Source organism: Streptomyces sp. NPDC058464 (assembly GCF_042721035.1).
Lineage (GTDB): Bacteria > Actinomycetota > Actinomycetes > Streptomycetales > Streptomycetaceae > Streptomyces.
The window spans coordinates 1-22,965 of record NZ_JBHXMA010000071.1 but is presented as its reverse complement, the minus strand read 5'-3'; the positions used below and the strand labels follow the sequence as shown (position 1 = coordinate 22,965).

At 70.7% G+C, this 22,965-nt stretch carries 17 protein-coding genes and 2 pseudogenes; 10 read left to right on the top strand and 9 right to left on the bottom strand.

Going from position 1 to position 22,965, the window contains the following annotated elements; genetic code table 11:
• Nucleotides 1-8: 8 nt before the first annotated feature.
• Nucleotides 9-713: a DinB family protein gene (locus ACFWPQ_RS48690; RefSeq protein ID WP_384050802.1), complete on the top strand. Its 705-nt coding sequence runs from the start codon at nucleotides 9-11 to the stop codon at nucleotides 711-713.
• Here the strand turns inward: ACFWPQ_RS48690 and ACFWPQ_RS48685 are convergent.
• Together ACFWPQ_RS48685 and ACFWPQ_RS48680 are read right to left on the bottom strand one after the other, a co-directional pair.
• Nucleotides 710-1,396 (bottom strand): TetR/AcrR family transcriptional regulator, encoded by a 687-nt coding sequence (locus tag ACFWPQ_RS48685; RefSeq protein WP_384050799.1) that lies wholly within the window; start codon nucleotides 1,394-1,396, stop codon nucleotides 710-712. The genes ACFWPQ_RS48690 and ACFWPQ_RS48685 overlap by 4 nt on opposite strands.
• A 94-nt stretch (nucleotides 1,397-1,490) precedes the next feature.
• On the bottom strand, nucleotides 1,491-2,315 hold the full coding sequence (locus tag ACFWPQ_RS48680; RefSeq protein WP_384050797.1) for a DUF1684 domain-containing protein: 825 nt from the start codon (nucleotides 2,313-2,315) through the stop codon (nucleotides 1,491-1,493).
• Nucleotides 2,316-3,276: 961 nt separating this feature from the next.
• Here ACFWPQ_RS48680 and ACFWPQ_RS48675 point away from each other — a divergent pair.
• On the top strand, nucleotides 3,277-3,618 hold the full coding sequence (locus ACFWPQ_RS48675; RefSeq protein WP_384050794.1) for a hypothetical protein: 342 nt from the start codon (nucleotides 3,277-3,279) through the stop codon (nucleotides 3,616-3,618).
• A 79-nt stretch (nucleotides 3,619-3,697) separates the two neighbouring features.
• On the opposite strand, the gene ACFWPQ_RS48670 is transcribed toward ACFWPQ_RS48675, so the two are convergent.
• Both ACFWPQ_RS48670 and ACFWPQ_RS48665 read right to left on the bottom strand, forming a co-directional pair.
• A complete protein-coding gene (locus ACFWPQ_RS48670) occupies nucleotides 3,698-4,444 on the bottom strand; it encodes an SDR family oxidoreductase (RefSeq protein WP_384050791.1) in 747 nt (248 codons plus the stop codon).
• 102 nt (nucleotides 4,445-4,546) lie between these two features.
• A complete protein-coding gene (locus ACFWPQ_RS48665; protein WP_384050788.1) occupies nucleotides 4,547-5,443 on the bottom strand; it encodes an RNA polymerase sigma-70 factor in 897 nt (298 codons plus the stop codon).
• Between the two features lie 253 nt (nucleotides 5,444-5,696).
• On the opposite strand from ACFWPQ_RS48665, the gene ACFWPQ_RS48660 reads away from it, so the two are divergent.
• Together ACFWPQ_RS48660 and ACFWPQ_RS48655 are read left to right on the top strand one after the other, a co-directional pair.
• On the top strand, nucleotides 5,697-7,310 hold the full coding sequence (locus ACFWPQ_RS48660) for a purple acid phosphatase family protein (RefSeq protein WP_384050785.1): 1,614 nt from the start codon (nucleotides 5,697-5,699) through the stop codon (nucleotides 7,308-7,310).
• Nucleotides 7,311-7,719: 409 nt separating this feature from the next.
• Nucleotides 7,720-9,627, top strand: coding sequence for an FHA domain-containing protein (locus ACFWPQ_RS48655; protein ID WP_384050782.1), 1,908 nt, complete (start codon nucleotides 7,720-7,722; stop codon nucleotides 9,625-9,627).
• 141 nt (nucleotides 9,628-9,768) lie between these two features.
• Here ACFWPQ_RS48655 and ACFWPQ_RS48650 read toward each other — a convergent pair.
• A pseudogene (locus ACFWPQ_RS48650) lies at nucleotides 9,769-10,344 on the bottom strand (phospholipase C); the annotation flags it as partial.
• A gap of 70 nt (nucleotides 10,345-10,414) precedes the next feature.
• Nucleotides 10,415-11,638, bottom strand: coding sequence for an RNA-guided endonuclease InsQ/TnpB family protein (locus ACFWPQ_RS48645; protein WP_384050779.1), 1,224 nt, complete (start codon nucleotides 11,636-11,638; stop codon nucleotides 10,415-10,417).
• 25 nt (nucleotides 11,639-11,663) lie between these two features.
• On the opposite strand from ACFWPQ_RS48645, the gene tnpA reads away from it, so the two are divergent.
• Nucleotides 11,664-12,080: an IS200/IS605 family transposase gene (gene tnpA / locus ACFWPQ_RS48640; protein ID WP_384050776.1), complete on the top strand. Its 417-nt coding sequence runs from the start codon at nucleotides 11,664-11,666 to the stop codon at nucleotides 12,078-12,080.
• 178 nt (nucleotides 12,081-12,258) lie between these two features.
• Here tnpA and ACFWPQ_RS48635 read toward each other — a convergent pair.
• The 3 genes and pseudogenes from ACFWPQ_RS48635 to ACFWPQ_RS48625 form a co-directional block, all read right to left on the bottom strand.
• Nucleotides 12,259-12,708, bottom strand: a pseudogene (locus ACFWPQ_RS48635) (alkaline phosphatase family protein); the annotation flags it as partial.
• 408 nt (nucleotides 12,709-13,116) lie between these two features.
• Complete coding sequence (locus tag ACFWPQ_RS48630; RefSeq protein ID WP_384050773.1) at nucleotides 13,117-14,001, bottom strand: TetR family transcriptional regulator C-terminal domain-containing protein; 885 nt, start codon at nucleotides 13,999-14,001, stop codon at nucleotides 13,117-13,119.
• A gap of 29 nt (nucleotides 14,002-14,030) precedes the next feature.
• A complete protein-coding gene (locus ACFWPQ_RS48625) occupies nucleotides 14,031-15,425 on the bottom strand; it encodes a flavin monoamine oxidase family protein (protein WP_384050770.1) in 1,395 nt (464 codons plus the stop codon).
• 158 nt (nucleotides 15,426-15,583) lie between these two features.
• Here ACFWPQ_RS48625 and ACFWPQ_RS48620 point away from each other — a divergent pair, with 158 nt between their 5' ends.
• The 5 genes from ACFWPQ_RS48620 (at nucleotide 15,584) to ACFWPQ_RS48600 (ending at nucleotide 22,869) form a co-directional block, all read left to right on the top strand.
• Nucleotides 15,584-17,122 carry an APC family permease gene (locus tag ACFWPQ_RS48620; protein WP_384050768.1) on the top strand — a complete coding sequence of 513 codons (1,539 nt, stop codon included), beginning with the start codon at nucleotides 15,584-15,586 and terminating at the stop codon, nucleotides 17,120-17,122.
• A gap of 127 nt (nucleotides 17,123-17,249) precedes the next feature.
• Nucleotides 17,250-19,478 (top strand): acetate--CoA ligase family protein, encoded by a 2,229-nt coding sequence (locus ACFWPQ_RS48615; RefSeq protein WP_384050765.1) that lies wholly within the window; start codon nucleotides 17,250-17,252, stop codon nucleotides 19,476-19,478.
• Nucleotides 19,468-20,616: an acyl-CoA dehydrogenase family protein gene (locus ACFWPQ_RS48610; protein WP_384050762.1), complete on the top strand. Its 1,149-nt coding sequence runs from the start codon at nucleotides 19,468-19,470 to the stop codon at nucleotides 20,614-20,616. The genes ACFWPQ_RS48615 and ACFWPQ_RS48610 overlap by 11 nt, the downstream gene beginning before the upstream one ends.
• 40 nt (nucleotides 20,617-20,656) lie before the next feature.
• Complete coding sequence (locus tag ACFWPQ_RS48605; protein ID WP_384050759.1) at nucleotides 20,657-21,670, top strand: NAD(P)H-dependent flavin oxidoreductase; 1,014 nt, start codon at nucleotides 20,657-20,659, stop codon at nucleotides 21,668-21,670.
• Nucleotides 21,671-21,927: 257 nt separating this feature from the next.
• Nucleotides 21,928-22,869 carry an Ig-like domain-containing protein gene (locus tag ACFWPQ_RS48600; protein ID WP_384050849.1) on the top strand — a complete coding sequence of 314 codons (942 nt, stop codon included), beginning with the start codon at nucleotides 21,928-21,930 and terminating at the stop codon, nucleotides 22,867-22,869.
• Nucleotides 22,870-22,965: the final 96 nt, after the last annotated feature.

The window sequence follows — 22,965 nt, the reverse complement described above, 5'->3', positions numbered from 1 at the left end:
AGCCAGGCATGGGGACCGGACGACTGGGCCTGCTGCTGGACCAGTTCGACATCACCAGGGAGCGGGCCCAGGTGCGACTCACCGGGCTCGGCGACGAGGAGTACCTGTGGGAGCCGGTCCCCGGCTCCTGGTCGATCCGGCGCCGGGCGGAGGCGACGACACCCCGGGCGTACGGTCCCGGTGACTGGGTGCTCGACCTGGGCGCCCCGGACATCCCGGCCGGCGAGTACGCCGAGGTCGCCCGGCAGGCCGCCGCCGGCATGACCGTCGCCAAGATCGCCGACGACTGGAGCGTGAGCGTCGAACGGGTCGAGCAGATCCTCGACCACACGGGCCCGCCGGAGCCCGACCGGACCGCGGTGACGACGATCGCGTGGCGGCTGGGGCATCTGCACTCGGGCTTCGCGGGCGGGCGGGAGTGGACTTTCGGCGCACGCCGCCGGGACCCGAGGCAGATGGTCGACTTCACCCCGAGCGCCGCCCTGGCCCTCGACCGGTTCTGGGCGGACGTGGACCGCTGGCGCGACAGCGTCGCCGAGGTCACCGACGAGCAGCTCGACACCGTCGGCTTCTCCCAGTACCCGTACGGGTCCGATCCCGACGATCCCTTCGTCGACGTACTGTGGGGCACCAACCTCGAGTTCATCCACCACATGGCGGAGATCGCCCTGCTCCGCGACCTGTGGCAGGCCCGCGGCTCCTCCCGCGCCTAGTCCTGCGGTGGCGCCGGCCGCACCAGGCCCATCACCTGTTCCACCAGCTCGTTGCTGAGGCTGGGCGTCGTCAGCGGAAGGTCGTCCGGGCGTTGCCGGAGGCCGTTCAGGACGATCTCGATGTACCGGCGCCAGATGTCGGGCCGCCGGCCCTGGGTGAACTGGGCGGCGGCGCCGAGCATCTGCTGGATGACGGGGATGTCGGAGGCGGTCACCTCCGGCCGCAGCTGCCCGCTGTCCTGGGCCCGCCGGATCAGCGCCTCCAGGTAGGGGAGCAGGCCCCCGCGGGCCGTCTCGAAGGGCTCGGAACTGTGGCTCCCCAGCACGATGACCTCGTGCAGGCCGCGGTTCTCGGCGAGATCGGCCGTCATCGTCATGAGGAAGTCGACGAGCCCCTGCCACGGATCGGGATGGGCGAGGGCCTGCTCCGCGGACTCCTGCCGCATCGCCAGGTCCTGCTCGAACACGGCCCGTACCAGAGCCTCCTTGGTGGGGAAGCGGCGGTACATCGTGCCGACGCCGACCCCGGCGTGCTTGGCCACGTCGTCCAGGGTCACTCCCAGACCCCGGCGGCCGAAGACCTCCCGCGCCGCCAGCACGATCCGTTCCCGGTTGCGGGCGGCGTCGCGCCGCAACGGACGCTCGCCGTCCTTCGACGTGCTCTCCTGGGAACCCTCGGCCATGGGCACATCGTAGCCCTGTGGATCATGCATGCCGAGGGGCTGCCGCCCGGGCGGCGGGAAGCGGGGCCCGCCGCCCCCCGGTACGGCCGCCCGGTCAGGAACCGCCGCGCTCGCGCGGGATCCTCTGACCGGCCTCGACCGCCACCGGCAGCCGGTTCCCGGCCGGCGGCAGCGGGCAGGTGGCCAGGTCCGTGTAGGCGCACGGCAGGTTCGCGGCGCGGTTGAAGTCCAGGACCACCGTGCCGTCGGCGGCGGGCGGTTCGACGGTCAGGACGCGGTTGGCGGCGTAGGTGGTGACCCCGGAGGTCGCGTCGGTGAACAACACCGTCAGCCCGCCGGGAGCGCGTCCCGGGAACGCGGTCAGGGACAGCTGCCGCCCCTCCAGCTCGAACTCGACCCGTCCCGGGGCGTCGTACACGTGCTCGAGGCCCTCCACCGCCGCGCCCACGGTGGTCGGCCGCGGCTCGTCGAAGGGGACGTACCGGCCCGTCACGGCCCAGCGCGGGTCGGGGGCGTAGGCGGGCGTTCCGGTGAACGCGGTGCGCAGCGGGGCGTCCGGGTGCCGGGGGCGCACGATGTCGTTGCCGCCGCGCTTGGCGACCTCGATGACGGCGTCGCCCCAGACCGCGTCGACGCCGCTGCGCTCGGCCAGCACGCCGAAGCGGTGTTCGCCCCGCACCGGCGTTCCGTCGACGACCAGTTCCTCCCCTTCGTCCAGGGTGACGACGACCCCGTCGGGGCCGGTGCGCCAGGCGCCGGGAGCGTCGGGGAAGCGCTGCGGCCGGTCGTCGAGCCAGTGCAGACCGGTGATGGCCAGGAACCCGTGCGGGGCGGAGATCCGGTCCTCCTGGGCGCGGTGCCAGTCCAGCCAGCTCTCGGTGAAGACCTGCGAATCCGTCGTGGTGGCCTCAGTCGTCATGCGTCCTCTTTCGTCGGGCGAGGCTCTTCAACTGCCGTGCCAGTCAGAACGGGGGTGGGCGAACCCGCATTCCGGTCCACGTGTGACGGCTTCTTGTCAGTCGTGTGACACGGGACCCGGCCGCGGTCCGGCCGCTCAGGACGCCGGCCCCCAGGAGCTGTCGCTCGGGTGTGCCGTGCCGGGGGACGTCAGCGGCAGGTTGACGAACGACGCGGCGTCCGCCGACCGCTCGACCGTGTACACACCGCCGGCCAGGTCGGTCAGTTGCCGCGGAGTGGGGGAGACGGGGTAGTGGAAGTCGGCCGGCGGCCCGCTCGTGAGGGAGACCCGGATGCGGTACCCGGCGGGGATCCTCGTGAGGCTGCGCGGTCGCGGTGGCCGTCTGTCCCGCGGCCACCAGCGCCAGCGCGGCCGAACCGCCGGTCAGCGCCGAGACGGTGGGAGAGGACCTGAACCGGTAACGGGCCTTGCTCTTCGTCATGCGGGTTCCTTGGGGTGGGGGATCTCCGTCTGAGCCGCACCACGGCCATGAGTCATCGGCCGAATGGTCGGTAGTCTGGGAAGCGCCCGCAGGGGCTGTCAAGGTCGGCGAAGAGGGGAGAAGTGCGGCCCTCCGGAGGCTTCCGTCCGGGCCTAAGCGGAGATATTCTCTCCGCCTTGAGGTGGTCGCGCCGGGCTTGGCGGAGAGCCCGCGGAGGCGGGTGGACACGGCTTGGAGACAGCCCGCCGGATCGGCTGCGGTGCCGACACTCTTGCGGCCCCGTGCGGAAGTTGCCACGCTGGTCCTTCAACCGCTTGCTCCGGCTCTCACCACGGCGTTCGCGAGACCGCCGGCCCCGACCAGTCCCGGCTCGATACGCACGTGCGCGCTGCTCTCCCTCCCGGCGCTGATGCGCGTACACCGCGCCCGAGCACCACAGCGACCGGCCGGACAGCCGCCGCCTCACCTGTGGAGCACACCATGGACACGAGCGAGGAGGCCGCCCGCGGCCTGACCGACATCCAGGACTTCCTGTACCAGCAGGCCCATCTGCGAGCGGCGCGCCGGCGCGTCTCGGACTTCGTCGCACGGGAACCGGGGCTGACCCAGGAGCAGAAGTCGGACATCGAGAGCTGGTATCTCAAGGAGCAGGCCTATGTCGCCCACATGGTGACCGAGCACATCGCCGCCAGCGTCAGCGCGGTGGAACAGCGGCATCACGCCCGCTTCGGACACTGGCTGCGCGGAACGCTGACCGCGATGCTCCTGATCACCGTGGCGATGGCGGTGTGCGTGACCGTGGTGCTGGTCGGCGCGTCGTAGGCCGGGGGCGTACGGAGGGGTTGCGGAGGGCCTATGGCTCAGCAGGGGGCCCGGCGTGTGCGCCGGGCCCCTTCGCGGCCTACTGCTGCCGGGCGAGCCAGTCGGCGAACCCCACCTCGCCGCGCTGCGCGTCCGGGCCCGGCAGGAGCGTGTCCTCCTGGAGTTCGGCACCCCAGTACGTCGCCCGCGGGTCCGTGACGATCTTGCGGGAGTCGTTCTGGGCGGCGAGCCCCATGCGGACGAACTCCTCCAGCTCGAACACCTCGGGGCCGCCGACCTCCACCACGCCGTTCACCGGGGCGCCGACCGCGGCGCGCCCCACGGCCGCGGCCACGTCGTCGGAGACGATGGGCTGGATCCGGCCGGCGGGCAGGTGCACGGTGTCGCCCTCGGTGAGCCCGTCGGCGAGCCCCTTCGCGAACTCGAAGAACTGGGTCGCGTGGACGATGGAGAAGGGGATGCCGGACGCCTTGATGAGCTCTTCCTGGACCTGCTTGGCCCGGAAGTACCCGCTCCCCTGGAGCCGGTCGGTACCCACCACGGACAGCGCCACATGGTGCCGCACACCTGCCTCGGCCTCCGCATCGAGAACGTTGGCCGTGGACGTGCGGAAGAAGTCCATGACGGCCTGGTCCTCGAACGACGGGGAGTTGGACACGTCGACCACGACCGGCGCGCCCGCCAGGACCTCGGCCAGGCCCTCGCCGGTGAGCGTGTCGACGCCCGTGCTCGGCGAGGCGACCACCGCCTCGTGCCCCTGCTCGACGAGCCTGCGGACCAGCTTCGAGCCGATGAGCCCGGTGCCACCGATCACTACGACCTTCATGACGGAATTCCTCTCGGGATCTTTCTGGTGCTTCCACTCGAAGAGACCGGACAGCCTCCCCGTGTGTGACACGCGGCCCGAGAAGCCGGGAGAACGGCGGCCTCACCCGTCCAGCGACGCCACGTAGGGAGCCAGCTTCGCGGGGTTCATCACCCACATGAGGCGTTCGATGCCGCGCTCCGACACATCGGCGGTGAGCAGGGCCAACGGGTTCCCCGAGGCCGAGACCAGGACGGCCGGCCTGCCGTTGGCCTCCACCCAGCGCACCTGCGACTGCGGCCAGAAGCGCGGGGCGAAGGCGGCGAGGTACCGGGAGACGTGCGGCCGCCCGACCACCGGGATCTTCGACGCCCCGCGGATTCCGCCCCCGTCGGCGTAGCTGACCACGTCCTCGGTGAGGACCTCCTCCAGCACCGGCAGGTCGCCGTGCTGGGCCGCGGCGAGGAACACCTCGAGAAAACGCCGGTGCTCGGCGGAGCCGACCGGCTCCCTGCGCTCCGCCGTCAGCCGCTTGCGGGCCCGGCTCACCAGCTGGCGGGCATTGGCCTCGCTGGTCTCCACGATGTCCGCGATCCGCCGGTAGGTGTAATCGAACGCCTCCCGCAGCACGTACGCGGCCCGCTCCACCGGGTTGAGCTTCTCCAGCAGGAAGAGGACCGCCATGTCGAGGGCCTCCGCGCGCTCCGCGCCCAGCTGCGGATCCCCGCTCGTGTCGACGGGCTCGGGCAGCCAGGGGCCGACGTAGGACTCCCGGCGCACCCGTGCCGACTGCGTGAAGTTGATCGCCAGCCTGGCGGTCACCGTGGCGAGGAAGGCGGCCGGCTCACGGACACCGGCACGGTCGGTGTTCTGCCACCGCACCCACGCCTCCTGGACGATGTCCTCGGCCTCCGCGGCGCTGCCGATCACACGGTAGGCGATACCGAAGAGCTGCGGACGCGCCGCGATGAACTCCTTGGTCGCCCGGTCAAGGGGGTCGGCGTGGTCACCGGCGCGCATCGATGTCCTCCAGGGTCGACCAGCATGCTACAAGCCGGTCCTGCCCCGCCCGGCACACCGCCGCCGGGGTGTCGGCGGCGGCCCGGAGGTCAAGCAGGAGTCGGCCGTCGGTAAAGGCACGGGCATGTGTCGGTCTTGTCGGCGTGATGCCTGACGTGTGCTGGCGGGGTGGTCATGTGGTGTTCATGTGGCGGCAGTTGGGCTGGGCAAGGGTGCGGTCGTTGTCAGCTCAGCTGCACGTCGGGAGGGCGTCATGACCACACACACAGAGTCGACAGAGGACAGACCGGCGGGGGGCCAGGAGGGACTCAGCCGTCGTCACGCGCTGGGCCTGCTGGGAACCGCGGGGGCGGGCGCCGCCGCCACCGGCCTGCTGGGGGCGGGCACGGCACAGGCCGCGCCGCTCGACGCTCCGGCCTTCCACCTCACGGCGGACTCCTCCGGCGCGCCCCCCGTCCAGGGCCTGCACCTGACCTTCGGGGCGGACCCCCGCACCCAGATGACGGTGTCCTGGATCACGGACCGTCCGGTGACCAAGCCCGTCGTACGCTACGGCACCCTGGAGCACGGCTTCGGCTCCAGCAAGAAGGCCCAGACCGTCACCTACGTCGACGGCACCTCCAACCGCACCGTCTACGTCCACCACGCCCCGCTCAAGGGGCTCACCCCGGACACGGACTACCTGTACCTCGCCACGCACGAGGGAGCGACCCCCGACAGCGGCACGTTCCGCACCGCTCCGCAGGGACGCCGGCCGGTCACCTTCACCAGCTTCGGCGACCAGTCCGCCCCGCAGGTCACCTGGGCGGCCGACGGCACCGTCGGCCTGGACGCCAACTCCACGCCGGCGACCAAGGACATCGTCACCGGCATCGAGCAGGTCGCCCCGCTGTTCCACCTGCTCAACGGCGACCTCTGCTACGCCAACCTGGACGTCGACCGGGTGCGCACCTGGAACAACTTCTTCACCAACAACACCCGTTCGGCGCGGTTCCGCCCCTGGATGCCGGCGGCCGGCAACCACGAGATCGAGAAGGCCAACGGCCCGCTCGGCCTCGGCGCCTTCCAGACGTACTTCTCGCTGCCCTCCACCGAGACCGACGCCGAACTCGCCAACCTGTGGTACGCGTTCACGGCCGGTTCGGTCCGGGTGATCGTGCTCCAGAACGACGACAATTGCCTCCAGGACGGCGGCGACGTCTACATCAGCGGCTACTCCGGCGGCCGCCAGCTCGCCTTCCTGGAGAAGGAACTGAAGGCGGCGCGCTCCTCCAAGGACGTCGACTGGGTGGTCGTGGCCATGCACCAGGTCATGGTCAGCTCCTCCGACGCCAACGGCGCCGACCTCGGCCTGCGCGAGAAGTACGGCCCGCTGTTCGACCGGTACGGCGTCGACCTGGTGCTCTGCGGTCACGAGCACAACTACGAGCGTTCACTGGCCGTGCGCGGCGTCGTGAACGGCAGCGAGACGCTGACGCCCAACCCGGTCTCCCAGGCCACCGACGACATCGATGCCGACCTGGGCACCGTGCACATGATCCTCGGCGGCGGCGGTGTCTCGGGCACCACCAACCAGAAGTTCTTCAACGACGGCACCGGCAAGGTGATCACCGCGGTGTCGGCGACCGCCGGGTCGAACGGCAAGCGCACCTCCACCTACGTGCAGGAGAAGGCCGTGTGGGTGGGCGTCCGGGACGTCGAACACCCCTACGGCTTCGCCGCCTTCACCGTCGACCCCGGCCGGCACGCCGGTGACACCACCCGGATGCACGTCACGTACTACAACGTGAACAAGCCGAACGGCGAACTGTCGGTCTTCGAGACCTTCAGCCTGCACCGCAAGCGCTCCGACGGCCACGCCGGCTGATCGCACGACGGACGGGACACGGGGGCCGGGCGGCAACCGCCCGGCCCGCGCCACGTTCCGGTCCAGGACTCGCGAACGACCTCCCCGACCGCGTCCGCAACGTCACCCGTGCGGGTCACTGGCCGAAAGCGGTGAATTCCCGCCGCGCCGAGACGAGATCGCAGCATGGCGCCCACTGGAAATACTTGGCTGAGCAAGTATAGGCTCCCAGTTGGGGGCGATTGGTGAAAAAAGCCGGACGCCACCAGGGGAACCGTGGCGCCGTCACACCTGATCGATTTCACGGTTCGGCCATATGTCAAGCGTGTTGCTGTTCCGCCGGTTGACTGCCGCCCGGCGTGGACGTGCGTGGCAGTGTCCGGTGGTGCCGCAACGATGTTGATGTCATCCACTCCTGGAAGGAAGTGCCGTGGCACCGGTGCTCGTCGGGCTCGAAGGTCTGCTGGCGGGAGAGCGCATCCCGATCCTGGACACCCGCGTCACCTTCGGACGTAACTCGGAGAACACTGTCGTCATCTCCAGCCTCAGTGTCTCCCGCTTCCATGCGGAGATCGTCTTCGACCAGGACAAGGGCTACGTCCTGCACGACCTGGCCAGCAGCAACGGCACCCTGGTCAACGGGGACGAGGTGGAGTCCCGGCTCCTGCAGCCGGGCGACGAGATCAGCCTGGGCGATCAGGAGTTCCGCTTCGAGGTGGCGGACGCGATGGAGACGCTGATGGCGCTCTCCCTGCCCCGGTCCGTCACACACGCCGGGCAGAAGGGCGAACGGGGGCCCGTACTGCAGGTCACCGTCGCCGGCGGCGGCCCCGTCGGTCTGTCCCTGGCCCTGCTCCTGGAGCACTTCCTCGGGCCCCAGGTGAAGATCACCGTCTACGACGGCAGGTGGCGCAAGCAGGGCCGCACCGTCGTCTGGAAGGGCCAGGACGAGGGCAACGTACGGCGCCAGCAGGTGGTGACCGTCCAGAGCCGCCAGTACCTCGCGTGGCCGGAGGAGGTCCAGGCGCGCCTCTTCGACCCGGAGCACTACACGGAGATGTGGCCCTCAGGGCCGGACTCGGTCGGCGACCACAGCCCGCGCAACATGCGCATCGCCTACATCGAGGACCGGCTGCTGGAACTGGCCAACGAGAAGCGCGATCGGATACGCCTCGTACCCGCCAAGTTCGACGCGGCGGAACAGCAGGAGGCGCTCGCCACCCAGCACGTGCTCGCGATCTGCGACGGCGGCCGGTCGCGCACCCGGGACCACTTCGCCGCCCGCTTCGGCAAGGCCGACGAGTCGATCTACTCCCTCGACGGCCGCCACCTCCAGGACGTCGTCCTCGGCCTGCGCGTCAAGTCCGGCCTGACCGACCCCATGGCGGTCCTGATGACGGTCGCCCAGAACCGGTTCCTGCTCAACTCGCTGCGCGGCGAGGGCTTCCTCAACATGCGGCTGACCGACGCCGAGGCCCACGAGGTGATCGGCCTGGACCCGGTCCGCCGCGTCTTCGAGGAGTGCATCGCCTCCCGGCCGTGCCTGATGGACCGCGACGAGTACGGCGACTTCCAGTGCTCGACGCACGGCACCCTGTTCCTGCCCGCCCTGGTCAGGGGCTCGGCCCTGTGGCGGCGGGTGCAGGAGGGGCTGCTGCTGTTCGGCGTCGAGGCCGACGACCTGTCGGCGGTCACCAGCTTCCGCCTGGACATGGTGCAACGCCCCCGGTTCTCGGCCGAGTTGCTGCCGCCCACGACCAACACGCCGGGCACGTACGGCTTCCTGCTCGGCGACGCCGCCAACGCGATCCACTTCTGGCCGGGCCGCGGTCTCAACAGCGGCCTCGCCTCGGCCATCTCGCTGGCCCGGTCCCTCAACGGGGCATGGAACGGAAGGTCGTTCCGCGACGCCGACTTCCTCCGGCACGAGGCGGCGATGTCGATGCTGCAGTACCGGCACAAGAGCCGGGCGTGGAAGGCGATGGTCACCACCGACGACCAGGGTGTCACCTGGGCGATCAAGGACATCATCGGCCACGGCATCGACGGGGTCCCCGAGGAGCCCGACCGCGAGGCGGACACCAAGACGCTGCTGGAGCGCATGCAGGCCATCCGCGCCCGCCTGGCTCCCCGGATGCCCGGAATGCCGGACGACGAGGCGATCCTGGAACGGCTGCGCACCCTGCAGCCCGCCACCCTGCGCATGCTCGTCCTCAGCGGCGCCTGGGACACGCTCACCATGGGCGGCGAGGAGGTCGACATCGACATCTTCTACGGCCAGGACTCGTCCGCGGCCGCCGCGGCGGTGGAGGCACTGGAACCGGCCGCCCAGGCCTAGTACGCCGGGTACCCGACACCCCGCCCGCCGGACTGCTCCCACCGGCGGGCGGAGTCGGCCCTCGGCCCTGTCGTCGCGCCCGGGCGCTCAGGTGTGCGGGCGGCGGCCCTTCTTCTGATGCGGGAAGGACTGGACGGCTCCGGGCAGGATCGGCGGCGCCACGTGGTCGAACAGGCCGTCGTTCTCGTCATAGTTGAGGATGAAGGCGGTCTTGGGCCACACCTTGGGGTTCGACGCGATCGCCTCGATCTTCGACGCCACGTAGTCCGCCCCTGCGGCCGACAGGTAGTCCGGGTGCTCCGACTAGTAGCTCGTGGGGCAGATCCACGACACCGTCGGCAGCCGGTCGTTGCGGGCGTCGTCCTCGAAGGTGCCGTGGGGTTGCGGGCGTACGCCCCGCTCGTACAGGTCGGAGCCGGGCTGTGCGTTCCTGAACGTCGCGAACTGCTCTAGCATGTTGGTGCCGTAGTCGTCCTCCTCCTGGTACACCTTCCAGCTGACTCCGGCGGCCTGGAGACGCTCGGCGTACGTCGTCCAGCGGTACGGCGTGGGCGCCACGTTGCTGATGATCGGACCTCCCCGGGTGCCGCCGGGATCGATGGTCCCGGTCATCCACATCAGGCGGTTGGGCCAGATGGGGCCGAAGACCGAGCAGAAGTAGTTGTCGCAGATGGTGAACGTCTCCGCGACGGCGAACTGGAAGAGGAGGGATGTCCTTGCGGGTGTATTGACTTGCACCTCGGGCTGAAGCCCGAGGATTCTGGCCTTCTCGATCGTTGCTGTGCCGCTACGCGGCACGGGGTTCGGTCGGGAATCCGTGGCTTCCTGTTTCTTCGCGCTGTGCCGGGATTGCTCCTGGTCTTACCGGCGCTCCGCAGGCCGATACCGCCAGTCCGGCGGCCGTCTTCACGTTGATCGCGGCGTTGGTGTCCCGGTCGTGGACGGTGTCGCAGGCGGTACAGGTCCATTCCCGGATGTTCAGGGGTTTGGGTCCGTCCTTGAAGCCGCAGGTGGAGCAGGTCTGGGAGGTCGGCTCGAACCGGCCGATCTTGACCAGGGTGCGGCCATACCGTTCTGCTTTGTACTCCAGCATGCTGGTGAACGATGACCATCCGGCGTCGTGCACGGACTTGGCCAGCTTCGTGCGGGCCAGTCCCGCCACCGACAGGTCTTCCACGGCGATCCCTTGGTTCTCGGAGATCAGCTTCGTGGAGAGCTGGTGGTGGAACTCGCGGCGTGCGTCGGTGACCTTGGCGTGGGCGCGGGCGACCTTGATGCGGGCCCTGGCGCGGTTCTTGCTTCCCTTCTGCTTGCGGGACAGCTCCTGCTGGGCCTTCTTGAGCTTCTTCTCTGTGCGCCGAAGGAAGCGTGGGGAGCCGATCTTCGTGCCGTCGGAGAGGACCGCGAAGTGGGTAAGGCCGAGATCGATGCCGATGGTGCGGTCGGTTTCGGGCATCCGTGCCCGGTCGGCGGCGGGGGCGGTGTCGATGACGAAGGACGCGAAGTACCGCCCGACCGCGTCCTTGATGACGGTGACGGAGGTGGGGGTGGCGGGCAGCGTGCGGGACCACTTCACCTTCACCGCGCCGATCTTCGGCAGGTTCAGACGGCCACTGTCGGTGATATTCCAGCGGGCGTTGGCGGTGAACCGGACCGACTGCCGTGCGTCCTTGCGGGACTTGAAACGCGGCGGGCCCAGCTTCGGGCCCTTGCGGGTGCCCTTGAGGGAGGCGAAGAAGTTGCGATACGCGGTCTCGGCGTCCCGTAGGGACTGCTGGAGCACCACCGCGGAGACCTCGCCCAGCCAGGACCGCCCGGCTGTCCGTCTGGCCTCGGTGATCAGGCGCGTGGACAGCTCCCCGGCCTTCGGGAACGGCTGCTTGGCCTTACGGGCGTCTTCACGGGCGCGGACCGCGTCGTTGAACACGACACGGGCGCACCCGAACGCCTTCGCCAACGCGGTCTGCTGGCCAATGTCCGGGTACAGGCGGAAGCTGTACCTGAGCTGCATGACCGTCACCCTACATACTTGGCTTATGGGTGAGATGCGGGAGATCAGAACTGGTCGTCACTGTGCATTCGTGATGCATGTGCACTTGGTCTTCGTTACCAAGCTCCGGCACAAGGTGTTCACCGATGCCCACTTGAGGCGGATGGAGGAGATCACGCGGTCGGTGTGTACGGACTTCGAGTGCGACCTGGCGGAGTTCAACGGTGAGGACAACCACGTCCATCTGCTGGTGAACTTCCCGCCCAAGGTCGCCGTGACCAAGCTGGTCAACTCCCTCAAGGGTGTCTCCTCCCGCCGCCTGCGCCAGGAGTTCCCCGACCTGGTGCGCCACTACTGGCGGGCCAACAAGCTCTGGTCCGGGGCTTACTTCGCCGGAACCGTCGTCGGCGCCCCGCTCGCCGTGGTCAGGCAGTACATCGAACAGCAGAACCGGCCGGTGTGAGCACCGCCCAGCTCCGCCGGGACCAGCCCTCGCGACGCTCCGCGCCGCAGGCGGAGACGCGGTGTCCGGCGCTGCCGGACCTGAGTCTGCGACGCTCCGCGTCGCCACCATCAGATTCGCTTCACCATCGGCCTGAAGGCCGATGCACTGCGAATAAATTCCGGTAGCCCATCACCTAGGGGCCGTTGACGCCGTCGGCCCTGCGGTGGGCGGGCAGCCACTGGTCCATCCTGCCGTTGTTCCAGGCCTGGTGCTGCACGGACCAGGCGTGGCTGGTGGACGGGATGGCCTGGGCGCTCGACTTGTGCGTGTCGAGGTGGAAGGGCAGCAGATAGCCCTTGGGGTTGACGGCGTCCGGCTGGTAGAAGACGGACCGTCCGGTGTCCAGCTTCAGCGCGTGCGGGTCGGCGAAGCCGCGGACACCGGACAGGGTCCCGAAGTAGTGGTCGAAGGACCGGTTCTCCTGCATCAGCATGACGACGTGCTCGATGTCGTGCAGGGAGCCGTACTTCGGCGGTCCGGCGGCGACGGCCTTCTGGACGCTGGGCGGCAGCAGGGAGAGGGCGGCGGCGCCGCCGATCGCGCCGGCGGCGGAGCCCAGGAGTCTGCGGCGGGTCAGTTCAGCCATGGGTGCTCCTTCCGGGGGCTCTCCGCCAGGAGAACCTTTGCGGGAGTGACGGCCGGCCCGGACACACGGACGGGCCGCCGTTCACTCTGGGGCCCGGTCGGTGCGGTGCGTCAGGTGCGACTGGTGAACTCCGGACCAACGCATGGCCGGAGTTGGCCAAGCCGTTACGCCCAACACCTGTTTGTTGCACGGGTGTTGCCGAGCGTTGGAGAAGGGTGGCTGCTGCATGGATCTCGCGTGACCGGACGCTCCGTTCCGCGCGCCGGGTCACTCTCCCCGACCCCATGCGAATGTGAAGCCACGTCACGTCCGGCCGACGGCTCCCCCTGCTCCCTCTGCTGCCGGCCCGGCGTGCGCGGCCGTCCTCGATGGGACCGCCGGCACTTCACCGGCTCGGCAGCGGGTGTCTCAGGAGGCCTGCGACGGACGGTCGGTCAGGTCGAGGTGCGGTTCGAAGGCCCGCAGCAGGAGCGAGCGCATCCGGTCCGGCTGCATCTCGGTCGAGTTGGCGAGGATCTGGATGGCCAGGCCGTCGACCATCGCGGTGAACCGGTCGGCGAGGGCCTCGACGTCCGCCTCCGGTGCCAGGCCCTCGGACCGGCACTCCTGCAGCAGTTCCACCACGACCCCGTACCAGCCCGAGTAGATCCGCCGCTGCGCGGGCCGCAGCCCGGGTTCGAGCATCGCCTGGTTCCAGAACTGGATCCACACCGACCATTCGTCGATGTCGTCGGAGGCGACCGGCAGTTGCACCTCGATCAGGCGGCGCAGTTTGTCACGCGCGGAACTAGCCCGGCCGAACTCCTCGTCGAGCCGGCTGCGGAACCGCTGGGCGTAGTACTCGAGCGCGGCGTGCAACGCGGCTTCCTTGCTCGGGAAGTGGTAGTGCACCGTCGCCGTACTCGTCCCGCAGTAGCGGGCGATGTCCGAGACCCGCACGTTGTGGTAGCCGCGGCGGGCGATGAGCACGGTCGCGGCCTCCAGGATCTGGTCCCGTCGCTCCTGCGCCGTCACCGGCTGAGCCCGGTCCCGTCCGCTCTCGGGCGGGAGCACCGGCTCCGGGCCGGTTCCCTCGACCAGATAGGCCGTGGCGACTCCACAGGCCTTGGCGATGGCGGCGACCTCCTCGTCGCGCAGCCGCCGGGTCCCGCGCAGCGCCTTGGACAGTGCGGTGGGGTCCATTCCGATGCGGTCGGCGAGTTCGCGCTGGGAGACGCCGGCCGCCCGGATCGCCGTCCGGACGCGTCCCGGCAGATCGGCGGCCGTAGCCGGCCGGTCCTCGATGCTGGTCATAACCCGGCCAGTATGTCAGGCACCGCGGTTCACCCCGGCTGCCGGACGGCCGCCAGCGCGCCGATCACCTCGGCCGCGGCCCGCTCGCCCGACGAGATCGCCCCGTCGATGTAGCCGTGCCACACCGAGGCGGTCTCGGTCCCCGCCCAGTGCACGAGTCCGGACGGCTCCCGCCACCCGTCCCTCCCGAACCGGGTCCAGCCCCCCGGTGTCACGAAGCACTCGTAGCCCCCGATGGTCCAGCCCGCCCGCGGCCAGATCTTCTCGACGTAGTCGACCGGCCGTTCCGCCCGGGTACCGGCCACCGCGGACAGCGCGGCCAGCACCGCGCGGCGACGCCCGGCGCCGGTCCCGGCGGCCCAGCGGTCGAGCCGGTCGCCGTAGACGAACGCGACGAGCACGCCGTGCGAGGCGTCCTCGGGAGAGTTGTCGAAGACCACGCCGACCGGGCCGTCGCCGTAGAGCGTCGCGATCCCGGAGCGGCCCGCCGCGCGCCAGAAGGGTTCCTCGTAGACGGCGTGCACCTTCGCGACCCGCCCCATCGGCGAGTGGCGCACCCAGCCGCGCCGTTCCGGGGGCAGCACAGGCTCGAACGCGATCCGCTCGACCGACGCCGGGGGCACGGCGACCACGGCCCGCCTCGCGCGGACGACCGTACGGCCGGTGGACACCTCCACCCCGTGCGCGGTCTGCCGGATCGACCGCACCGGATCGCCCAGCCGGATCCTGCCGCCCAGCGACTGCGCGAGCCCGCGGGCCACCGCGTCCGCCCCGTCGGAGAACCGGGCGTCCTGGGCGCAGCCGCGGGTCTCCATCAGCTGTTCGTACCCGCCCCCCGAGGCCAGGTAGAACAGCACGTGGAAGAAGGAGATCTCGCGCGGTTCGGCGCACCAGACGCCCTGCACCGCGAGCGCCAGCCGCTGCAGGGCGTCCTCGTCGTCGGTCTCCGAGCGGAAGAAGTCCTCGGCCGACAGTGCGTCGAACTCCGCGAACCGCGGGGTGGACCACGGCCGTTCGAGGTCGACGGTACGGGCGAGGCCGTCCAGCAGGGCGGTGACGCGTTCGTACTCCTCGATCCCCGGTCCGGCGTCCGGTGCGGCACCCGCGTAGTCCACCCGGGTGCCGTCGGCACGGACCTCGACGTGCCGCCCGGTCTCCCAGGTCGGGAACGTGCGGCAGCCGAACCGGTCCGCCAGCGCATGGAATCGCCGCTGGCCCGGCCCGATCCACTGCCCTCCGAGGTCGATGCGCACCCCTGACGGACTCACCTGGCTGAACACGCGGCCGCCCACCCGGTCGGCGGCCTCCAGGACGACCACGTCGACCCCGGCGTCGGCCAGCCGCCACGCGGTGGTCAGCCCCGCGTATCCGGCGCCCACGACCACGACCTCGGTGTCGACGGCAGAAGTTTCTCGTGTTGTCACGCCGGCCACCGTGCCGCAAGGTTGACTCATCAGTCAAGATGCCTCACGAAATTGCGATCCGCGTATTGACAGTGCCTCGGGCCACGGTCAGGCTGACTCGCCAATCAGTCATTGCGTTTGGTTGTCGATACCCGTAGACCACAAGATCGGGAGTGGCAATGGCCTCAGATTCGCAACTCGAAGTGCGCGAGACCTCCTCGGACAAGGGCCTGCGCCCCGGCGCGCTCTCCATGGCGACCAGCCTGATCCTCGCCGTGGCCTCCGCGGCGCCCGCCTACAGCCTCACCGCGACGCTCGCCTTCGTCGTCGGATACGTCGGCTTCCAGGCCCCGGCCGTGGTGGTGCTGGCCTTCGTCCCGATCCTGTTCGTCTCCTTCGGCTATGCCGCGCTCAACCGGCGTGACCCCGACTGCGGCACGATCTTCACCTGGGCCACGCGGGCACTGAATCCGAACCTCGGCTTCCTGGGCGGCTGGGCGATCATCGCCTCCTTCGTCCTCGTGATCGGCAGCCTCGCGCAGGTCGCCGGGCAGTACGTGTTCCTGCTGGCGGGCGCCGAAGGCATCGGTTCCGCACCGGCGGACTGGCGCGTGCTGCTGGCCGGACTCGGCTGGCTCGCCCTGATGACCCTCGTCTGCTACCGCGGCATCGAGATCGCCGCCGCGGTACAACGGGCCCTGCTGTTCCTGGAGTTCGGCATGCTCGTGGTGCTCTCCGTCGTCGCCCTGGTCCGGGTGTACGGCGGCACCGCGCCGGCCGGGACCCGGCGGCCGAGCCTGTCCTGGCTCAACCCGTTCGAGGGCGCGTCGACAAGTGCGTTCGTCAGCGGGCTGGTGCTGATGCTGTTCATCTACTGGGGGTGGGAGACCGCCCTCACCGTCAACGAGGAGACCACCGACCGGCACCGCATCCCCGGCCGCGCCGCGATCTGGTCCACGGTGCTGCTGGTGGCGCTGTACCTCGTCGCCACCTTCGCCGCGATCTCCTTCGCCGGGATCGGCGACACCGGGATCGGCCTGAACAACCCGGACAACTCCGGAGACGTCCTCTACGGCTTCGGCACCGCAGTGTTCGGAGCGAGCGGATTCGGCTCGGTGCTGTGGCACCTGCTGATCCTCATGGTCCTCACCTCTGCGGCCGCCTCGACGGAGACGACCGTGCTGACCCTGAGCCGCACCATGCTGTCGATGGGGGACCAGGGCGCGCTTCCCGGCGCACTGGCCCGGGTGCACCCGCGCTTCCGCATCCCGCACGTGGGCACGATCGCGGTCGGGGTCGTCGGAGCGGTGGTGTATGTCGCGATGAACTTCCTGGGTCACGGTCTCGTCATCGGCGACGCGGTGTCCGCCTGCGGGGTCCTGATCGCGTTCTACTACGGCCTCACCGGGCTCACCTCGGCCTGGGTGCACCGCACCGAACGGCGCGCCGGGGCGGCGGATCTCTGGCTGAGCGTCGTCCTGCCCGCGATCGGCGGGGTGGTCCTGCTCGCCGCGGGAGCCTGGAGCCTGATCCAGGCGTGGGACCCCGCCAACAGCGGTACGAGCTGGTCGCTGCCGTTCTCCTCGGGCACCAGGGTCGGCGGCACGTTCGCGATCGGCACCGGGACGATCCTGCTGGGACTGCTCGCCCTGCTGGTCTGCCGACGCCGGTACCCCGGCTTCTTCGAGCGCCGGCCGACCGCCGCGGCCCACACTTGAGTCCGGGCCTGCTTCTACCCGGCCTTCCGCGCCCCCGGCACCTGAGCCCCTGAACCTGCGTCCCCGCACCTGCGCCTCCGCACCTGCGCCTCCGCACCCGCGCCCCCTCGCATCCGGGAGACCCCCTGTGTCCTTCCCCCAGGCCTTCGTCGACCCCTCGTCCGTCGCCGTCGTCGGTGCCAGCGAGGACCGCGCCAAATGGGGTTACTGGCTCGCCGCCGGTGCCCTCGCGGGAGCCGGCCGACGACAGGTGTGGCTGGTCAACCGCCGCGCCGCACAGATCCTCGGCCGTCCCTGCAGCCCGACGGTCGGCGACCTGCCCGAGGCCCCCGATCTGGTCGTCCTGTCCGTACCGCCGGAACACGTCCGTCCCGTCGTCCGGGACGCCCTCGCCAAGGGGTGCCGGGCGTTCCTCGGGATCACCGCGGGACTCGGCGCGGAGGAGGCCGAGCTCGCCTCGATGCTGCGCCGGGCCGGCGCCCGGATGATCGGGCCGAACAGCCTCGGGCTGTTCAACGCCGACACCGAACTCCTGCTCGCCTGGGGGAACTTCGTGCCCGGGAGCCTTGCGATCGTCTCGCAGAGCGGTCAGCTCGGCTCAGAGATCGCCGGTCTCGGCGCCCGGGCCGGTCTGGGCGTCTCGCGGTTCTGCTCGGTGGGCAACCAACTCGACGTGGGAGCCGCCGACGTACTCGAAACCCTCGTGGCCGACGAGCACACCACCACGGTGGCGCTCTATCTGGAGAGCTTCGCCGACGGCGCACGGATCGTGAGTGCCCTCCGAGCCCTGCGCCGTGCCGGGAAGCACGTGCTGGTGCTCGCCACCGGTGCCAGCGAGGGCAGCCGTCGGCTCGCGCGGTCCCACACCGGGTCGATGACCTCGGCGCTCGACGTCGTCGACGCGGCGTGCCGCGCCGCCGGAGCCCTCCGGGTCGCGACGCCGCGCGAACTCGTCGACGCGGCCCGCGTGCTCGACGCGACCGCGCCGCCGGACGGGCGCCGGGTCGCGGTCATCAGCGACAGCGGCGGCCAGGGCGGGATCGCCGCGGACCTCGCCGCCGCCCAGGGGCTCCGCGCCGAGGTCTTCACGGACCGGCTGCAAGCCGCCCTGCGCGCCATGCTCCCCGCTGCCGCGGCGGTGTCCAATCCGGTGGACCTCGCGGGCGCGGGCGAGGCGGATCTCCAGGTCTACGCGAGAGTCGCCGAGTCGGTGGCAGCCTCCGGCGAGGTCGACTCGATCGTCCTGTCGGGATACCTCGGCTGCTACGGCGAGGACTCACCGAGCCTCGTGGACGCCGAGTCCGCCGTGATCGACCGCCTCGGCCGCCTCCACCGGACGGGCGCCGGGCACGTCCCTCTGATCGTGCACAGCATGAGCGCGTCCTCACCGGCGGTCGCCCGGCTACGGGAGCACCGCGTCCCGGTCTTCGACACCATCGACGCGGCCCTGGGCGCGCTCGACCACGCGACCCGTCTGGGCGGGCGACCCCGCCCCGCCCCGGCGGCCGAGCGGACCGCAACGGCCGTCCCGGCGGCCGAGCCGAACGGGGCGGCCGTCCCGGAGCCCGGCTACTGGGCGGCCCGCGCGTACCTGACGGCACTCGGCATCGCGATGCCCGAGGCGAGACGGGTCACCGACGCGGCCGGGTTCGCGGAGGCCTGCGCGTCGCTGCGGCCGCCTCTGGTGCTCAAGGCCGGCTGGATCGAGCACAAGAGCGAACACCGGGCCGTCAGAACCGGACTGGGCCCGGACACCGCCGCGGCGGCGTTCCGCGAGATGTACGAGCGGCTCGGCCCGGGCGAGTACGTCGTGGAGGAGCAGGACACCCGGCCGGGCGTCGTCGAGATGCTGATCGGCGCCCGCCGGGACCGTGACTTCGGTCCGACCGTCGCCGTGGGCCATGGCGGGGTCCATGCCGAACTCTGGCGGGACGTGAGCGTCGAACTGGCACCGGTCGACCGGCACATGGCGGCCGGGATGCTCGACCGCCTGCGCTCGCGCCGGCTCCTCGACGGCTGGCGGGGGCAGCCGGCGGTCGACGTCGAGGCGCTGATCGACGCGGTCGTCGCCGTGTCGGAGGCGATCGCGACCGGCACCGGGGTGGCGGACATCGAGGTGAACCCGATACGGGTCGGGCCCGGGGGCGCCCTGGCCGTGGACGCCCTCGTCGTCTCCCGTTCCGCACGTGAAGCCGAACCTGAAGCCGAGCCGGAATCCGCAAGTGCAGCCGCACCAGAAGTCGAACCCGAAGCCGCAACAGAAGGCTCACCAGAAGCCGCACCCGAAGTCACCGGGGTGAACGGCCACCGGGAAACCACCGAGAAGCAGGAGAAGACGAGTGAGCATGTCCACTGAACCCTGGCCGCTGACCGACGAGCAGCGGGCGATCGTCGAGCTGTGCCGGGAGTTCGCCGCGAACGAGATCCGGCCCCGCGGCCGTGAGGTCGACGAGCGTGACGTCGAGTCGCCGCTGGACATCTTCCGGGCCGCGGCCAAGGTCGGCATCACCGACTTCATGCTGCCCGAGGAGTACGGCGGGGGCGGGTTCACCGACGTCGTGACCCAGTGCCTGGTCCAGGAGCAGATGTGCTGGGGCGACCCGGGCATCGGCAACTTCGTCTGCTCCAACGGGTTCTTCGCCGACCCGCTGCTCGAACTGGGCACCGACCGGCAGAAGTCGGAGTGGCTGCGTCCGCTCGCCGGGCCGAACCCGCTCTACACCGCGCTGGCGACGACCGAACCGGGCGCGGGTTCCGACGCCGCGTCCATCGTCACCACCGCCGTCCGGGTCGACGGCGGCTACTCGATCAGCGGGCAGAAGGCGTGGATCTCCAACGCCGGCCTCGCCGACCAGTACGTGGTCTTCGCCAAGACCGACCCCACCCGGGGCTCCTCGGGGGTCACCGCCTTCCTGCTGCGCAAGGGCGCCGAGGGGATGACGTTCGGCGAGCCCATGCGCAAGATGGGCCAGCGCGCCATCGTCTGCCGCGAGATCTTCTTCGACGACGTCTTCGTGCCCGAGTCCGACCGCCTCGGGGAGGAAGGGCAGGGCTTCCGGGGCCTGATGAGGACGTTCGACATCTCCCGCATCGTGCTGGCCGCCGCGGCGACCGGAGCGGCGCGCGCGGCCTACGAGTACGCACTCCGGTACGCCCGGGAACGCAACCAGTTCGGCAAGCCGATCATCGAGCACCAGGCCGTCGCGTTCCGGCTGGCCGACATGGCGACCCGCATCGAGTCCGCGTGGCTCCTCACCCTGCACGCGGCACGCCGGATGGACGCCGGAGCCGACGCCACCAAGCTCGCCGCGATGGCCAAGCTGCAGGCCTCGGAGACCGCGATGGCCGTGACCTGGGGGGCAGTCCAGACCCTCGGCGGATGGGGCTACTCGCGCGAGTTCCCGGTCGAGCAGTGGATGCGCGACGCCAAGCTGGAGGAGATCGAGGAAGGCACCTCGGACATCATGCGGCTGATCATCTCGCGACGCCTCTGACCACACGGCCCCCTGATCCTGCTCTGGCAACAGGAGTGACATGACTTTCCAGAACGAGTTCACGCGGATGTTCGGGGTCGAACATCCCGTCGTGTGCGGCGGAATGCTCGCGGTGGGCACGGCGGAGCTGATCTCGGCCGTCGCGAACGCCGGCGCGCTGGGCTTCCTCAGCGCGCTGACCCAGCCCACCCCGGAGGCGCTCGCACGGGAGATCGCGCGCTGCCGTGAACTGACCGACAAGCCGTTCGGCGTCAACCTCACCATCCTGCCCACCATCGAACCGGTGCCGTACGACGACTACCGGGCGGTCATCATCGACTCGGGCGTCAAGGTCGTGGAGACGGCCGGCAGCAACCCCGCACCGCACCTGCCGGCGTTCCAGCGGGCCGGGGTGAAGGTCGTGCACAAGGCCGTCGCCGTCCGGCACGCGCTCAAGGCCGAGGCGCTCGGCGTCGACGCCGTCAGCATCGACGGATTCGAGTGCGCCGGGCATCCCGGCCAGGACGACGTCCCCGGCCTCGTCCTGATCCCGGCCGCCGCCCGCAGCCTGCGCATCCCGGTCATTGCGTCGGGTGGCTTCGCCACCGGTGCCGGCCTGGTCGCGGCCCTCGCGCTCGGGGCGTGCGCGATCAACATGGGAACCCGGTTCGAGGCGACCGAGGAGGCGCCCGTCCACCCGAACGTGAAGGCGCAGATCGTCGCGAACGACGAGCGCGGCACGCAGATCGTGTTCCGGGAGTTCGGCAACACCGCCCGGGTGGCGCGGAACTCGGTCTCGCAGGAGATCGCCGGCCTGGGCGCTCGCCCCGGGGCCGTCTTCGCCGACGTCGCCGCACTGGCCTCCGGGAGACGCGGCAGGCAGCGGGTGCTGGGCGAGGGCGATGTCGAGGGCGGAATGTGGTGGGCCGGTCAGGCACAGGGCCTCATCGACAGCGTGGAGAGCTGCGAGACGGTGGTCCGCACCATAGTCGGGGACGCCGAGAGCATCATCCGCGGCCGCCTTCGGCAGCAACTCGTACCGTCGGCCGACCTGGCCCCGGCCGCGACCGGCTGACCGCGGCACACCCCCCCCAGCAGGCCGAAAGCCCGTCCGACCGCTGTCCGCCGGCCCGCGGGCGGGCTTCTCGCGGGTTCCGCCCCGGGGCCGCGTACCGCGTCTTGATCCAAGTTTTACGTCCCGCCCGGAACTACGGCCCGTGCTCCGGCTGTCTGACGGACAGTGGGGCCTGTCGAGGCCGCGGAGCGAGATGAGTGGGGCAGGTCGTGGGACGGCGCAAGAGCGGCATAGGCATCGCAGTCGGTACGGTCGCAATGCTGGTGGGTGTGACCGCCTGCGGCGGGGGCGGCAGCGACAAGGCGAGCGGGGACAACGGGAAGGCGTCGGTGAAGCCGAGCGCGAGCAGCGCCTCGCCGTCACCGACGAAGCCCGCGGGTCCGCCGATGCTGCTGGACACGATCACCCCGCAGACGGGCACCACCGTCGGCGTGGCCATGCCGATCTCGGTGATCTTCACGAACCCGGTGGCGGCCAAGGCGAAGGCCACGGTCGAGAAGCACATGAAGATCAGCACCTCGCAGCCGGTGGTCGGCGCCTGGCACTGGATGGGCGACCGGCGCGCCGACTGGCGGCCGAAGACGTACTGGCCCTCCGGCACCAAGGTGCGGATCGACGCCGACATGACGGGCGTCAGCAACGGCAACGGACGCTACGGCGTGCACGGTTACACGCACACCTTCACCATCGGCAACGACGTGCGCGCGGACGTCTCGGTGACCGGCCACACCATGAAGGTGACCCGCAACGGCCAGGCGGTGCGCACCCTGTCGATCAACGCGGGCAGCGCCCAGTACCCGACGTGGGACGGCACGATGGCCGTCATCGACAAGCAGGAGAAGGTCCACATGACCTCCTGCAGCGTCGGCATCAGCTGTGACAAGGGCAGCCCCAACTTCTACGACCTGACGCTGCCCTGGGACGTCCACCTGACCCAGTCCGGTACCTACGTGCACTACTCGACCGGCGACCCGTATCCGGGCAGCGGCAGCGCCCGCGGCTCGCACGGCTGCGTCCACCTGTCCCTGTCGGACGCCAAGTGGTTCTACGGCCAGGTGAAGCAGGGCGACCCCGTCACCATCACCGGCTCGCCCCGGGGCAAGGCCCCGGCCGACAACGGCTACGCCGACTTCAACCTGGGCTGGGACCAGTGGCTCACGGGCAGCGCGTCAGGACAGGAGACGACCGCCACGCTCTGACCCGCGGCGGGCGGGGCGCCCGATCTCCTGCGTGGGAGGCGCCCCGTCCGGCCCGAGTCTCGTCCTCGGCCTGGGGGGGCCCGGGCCGAAACCGCC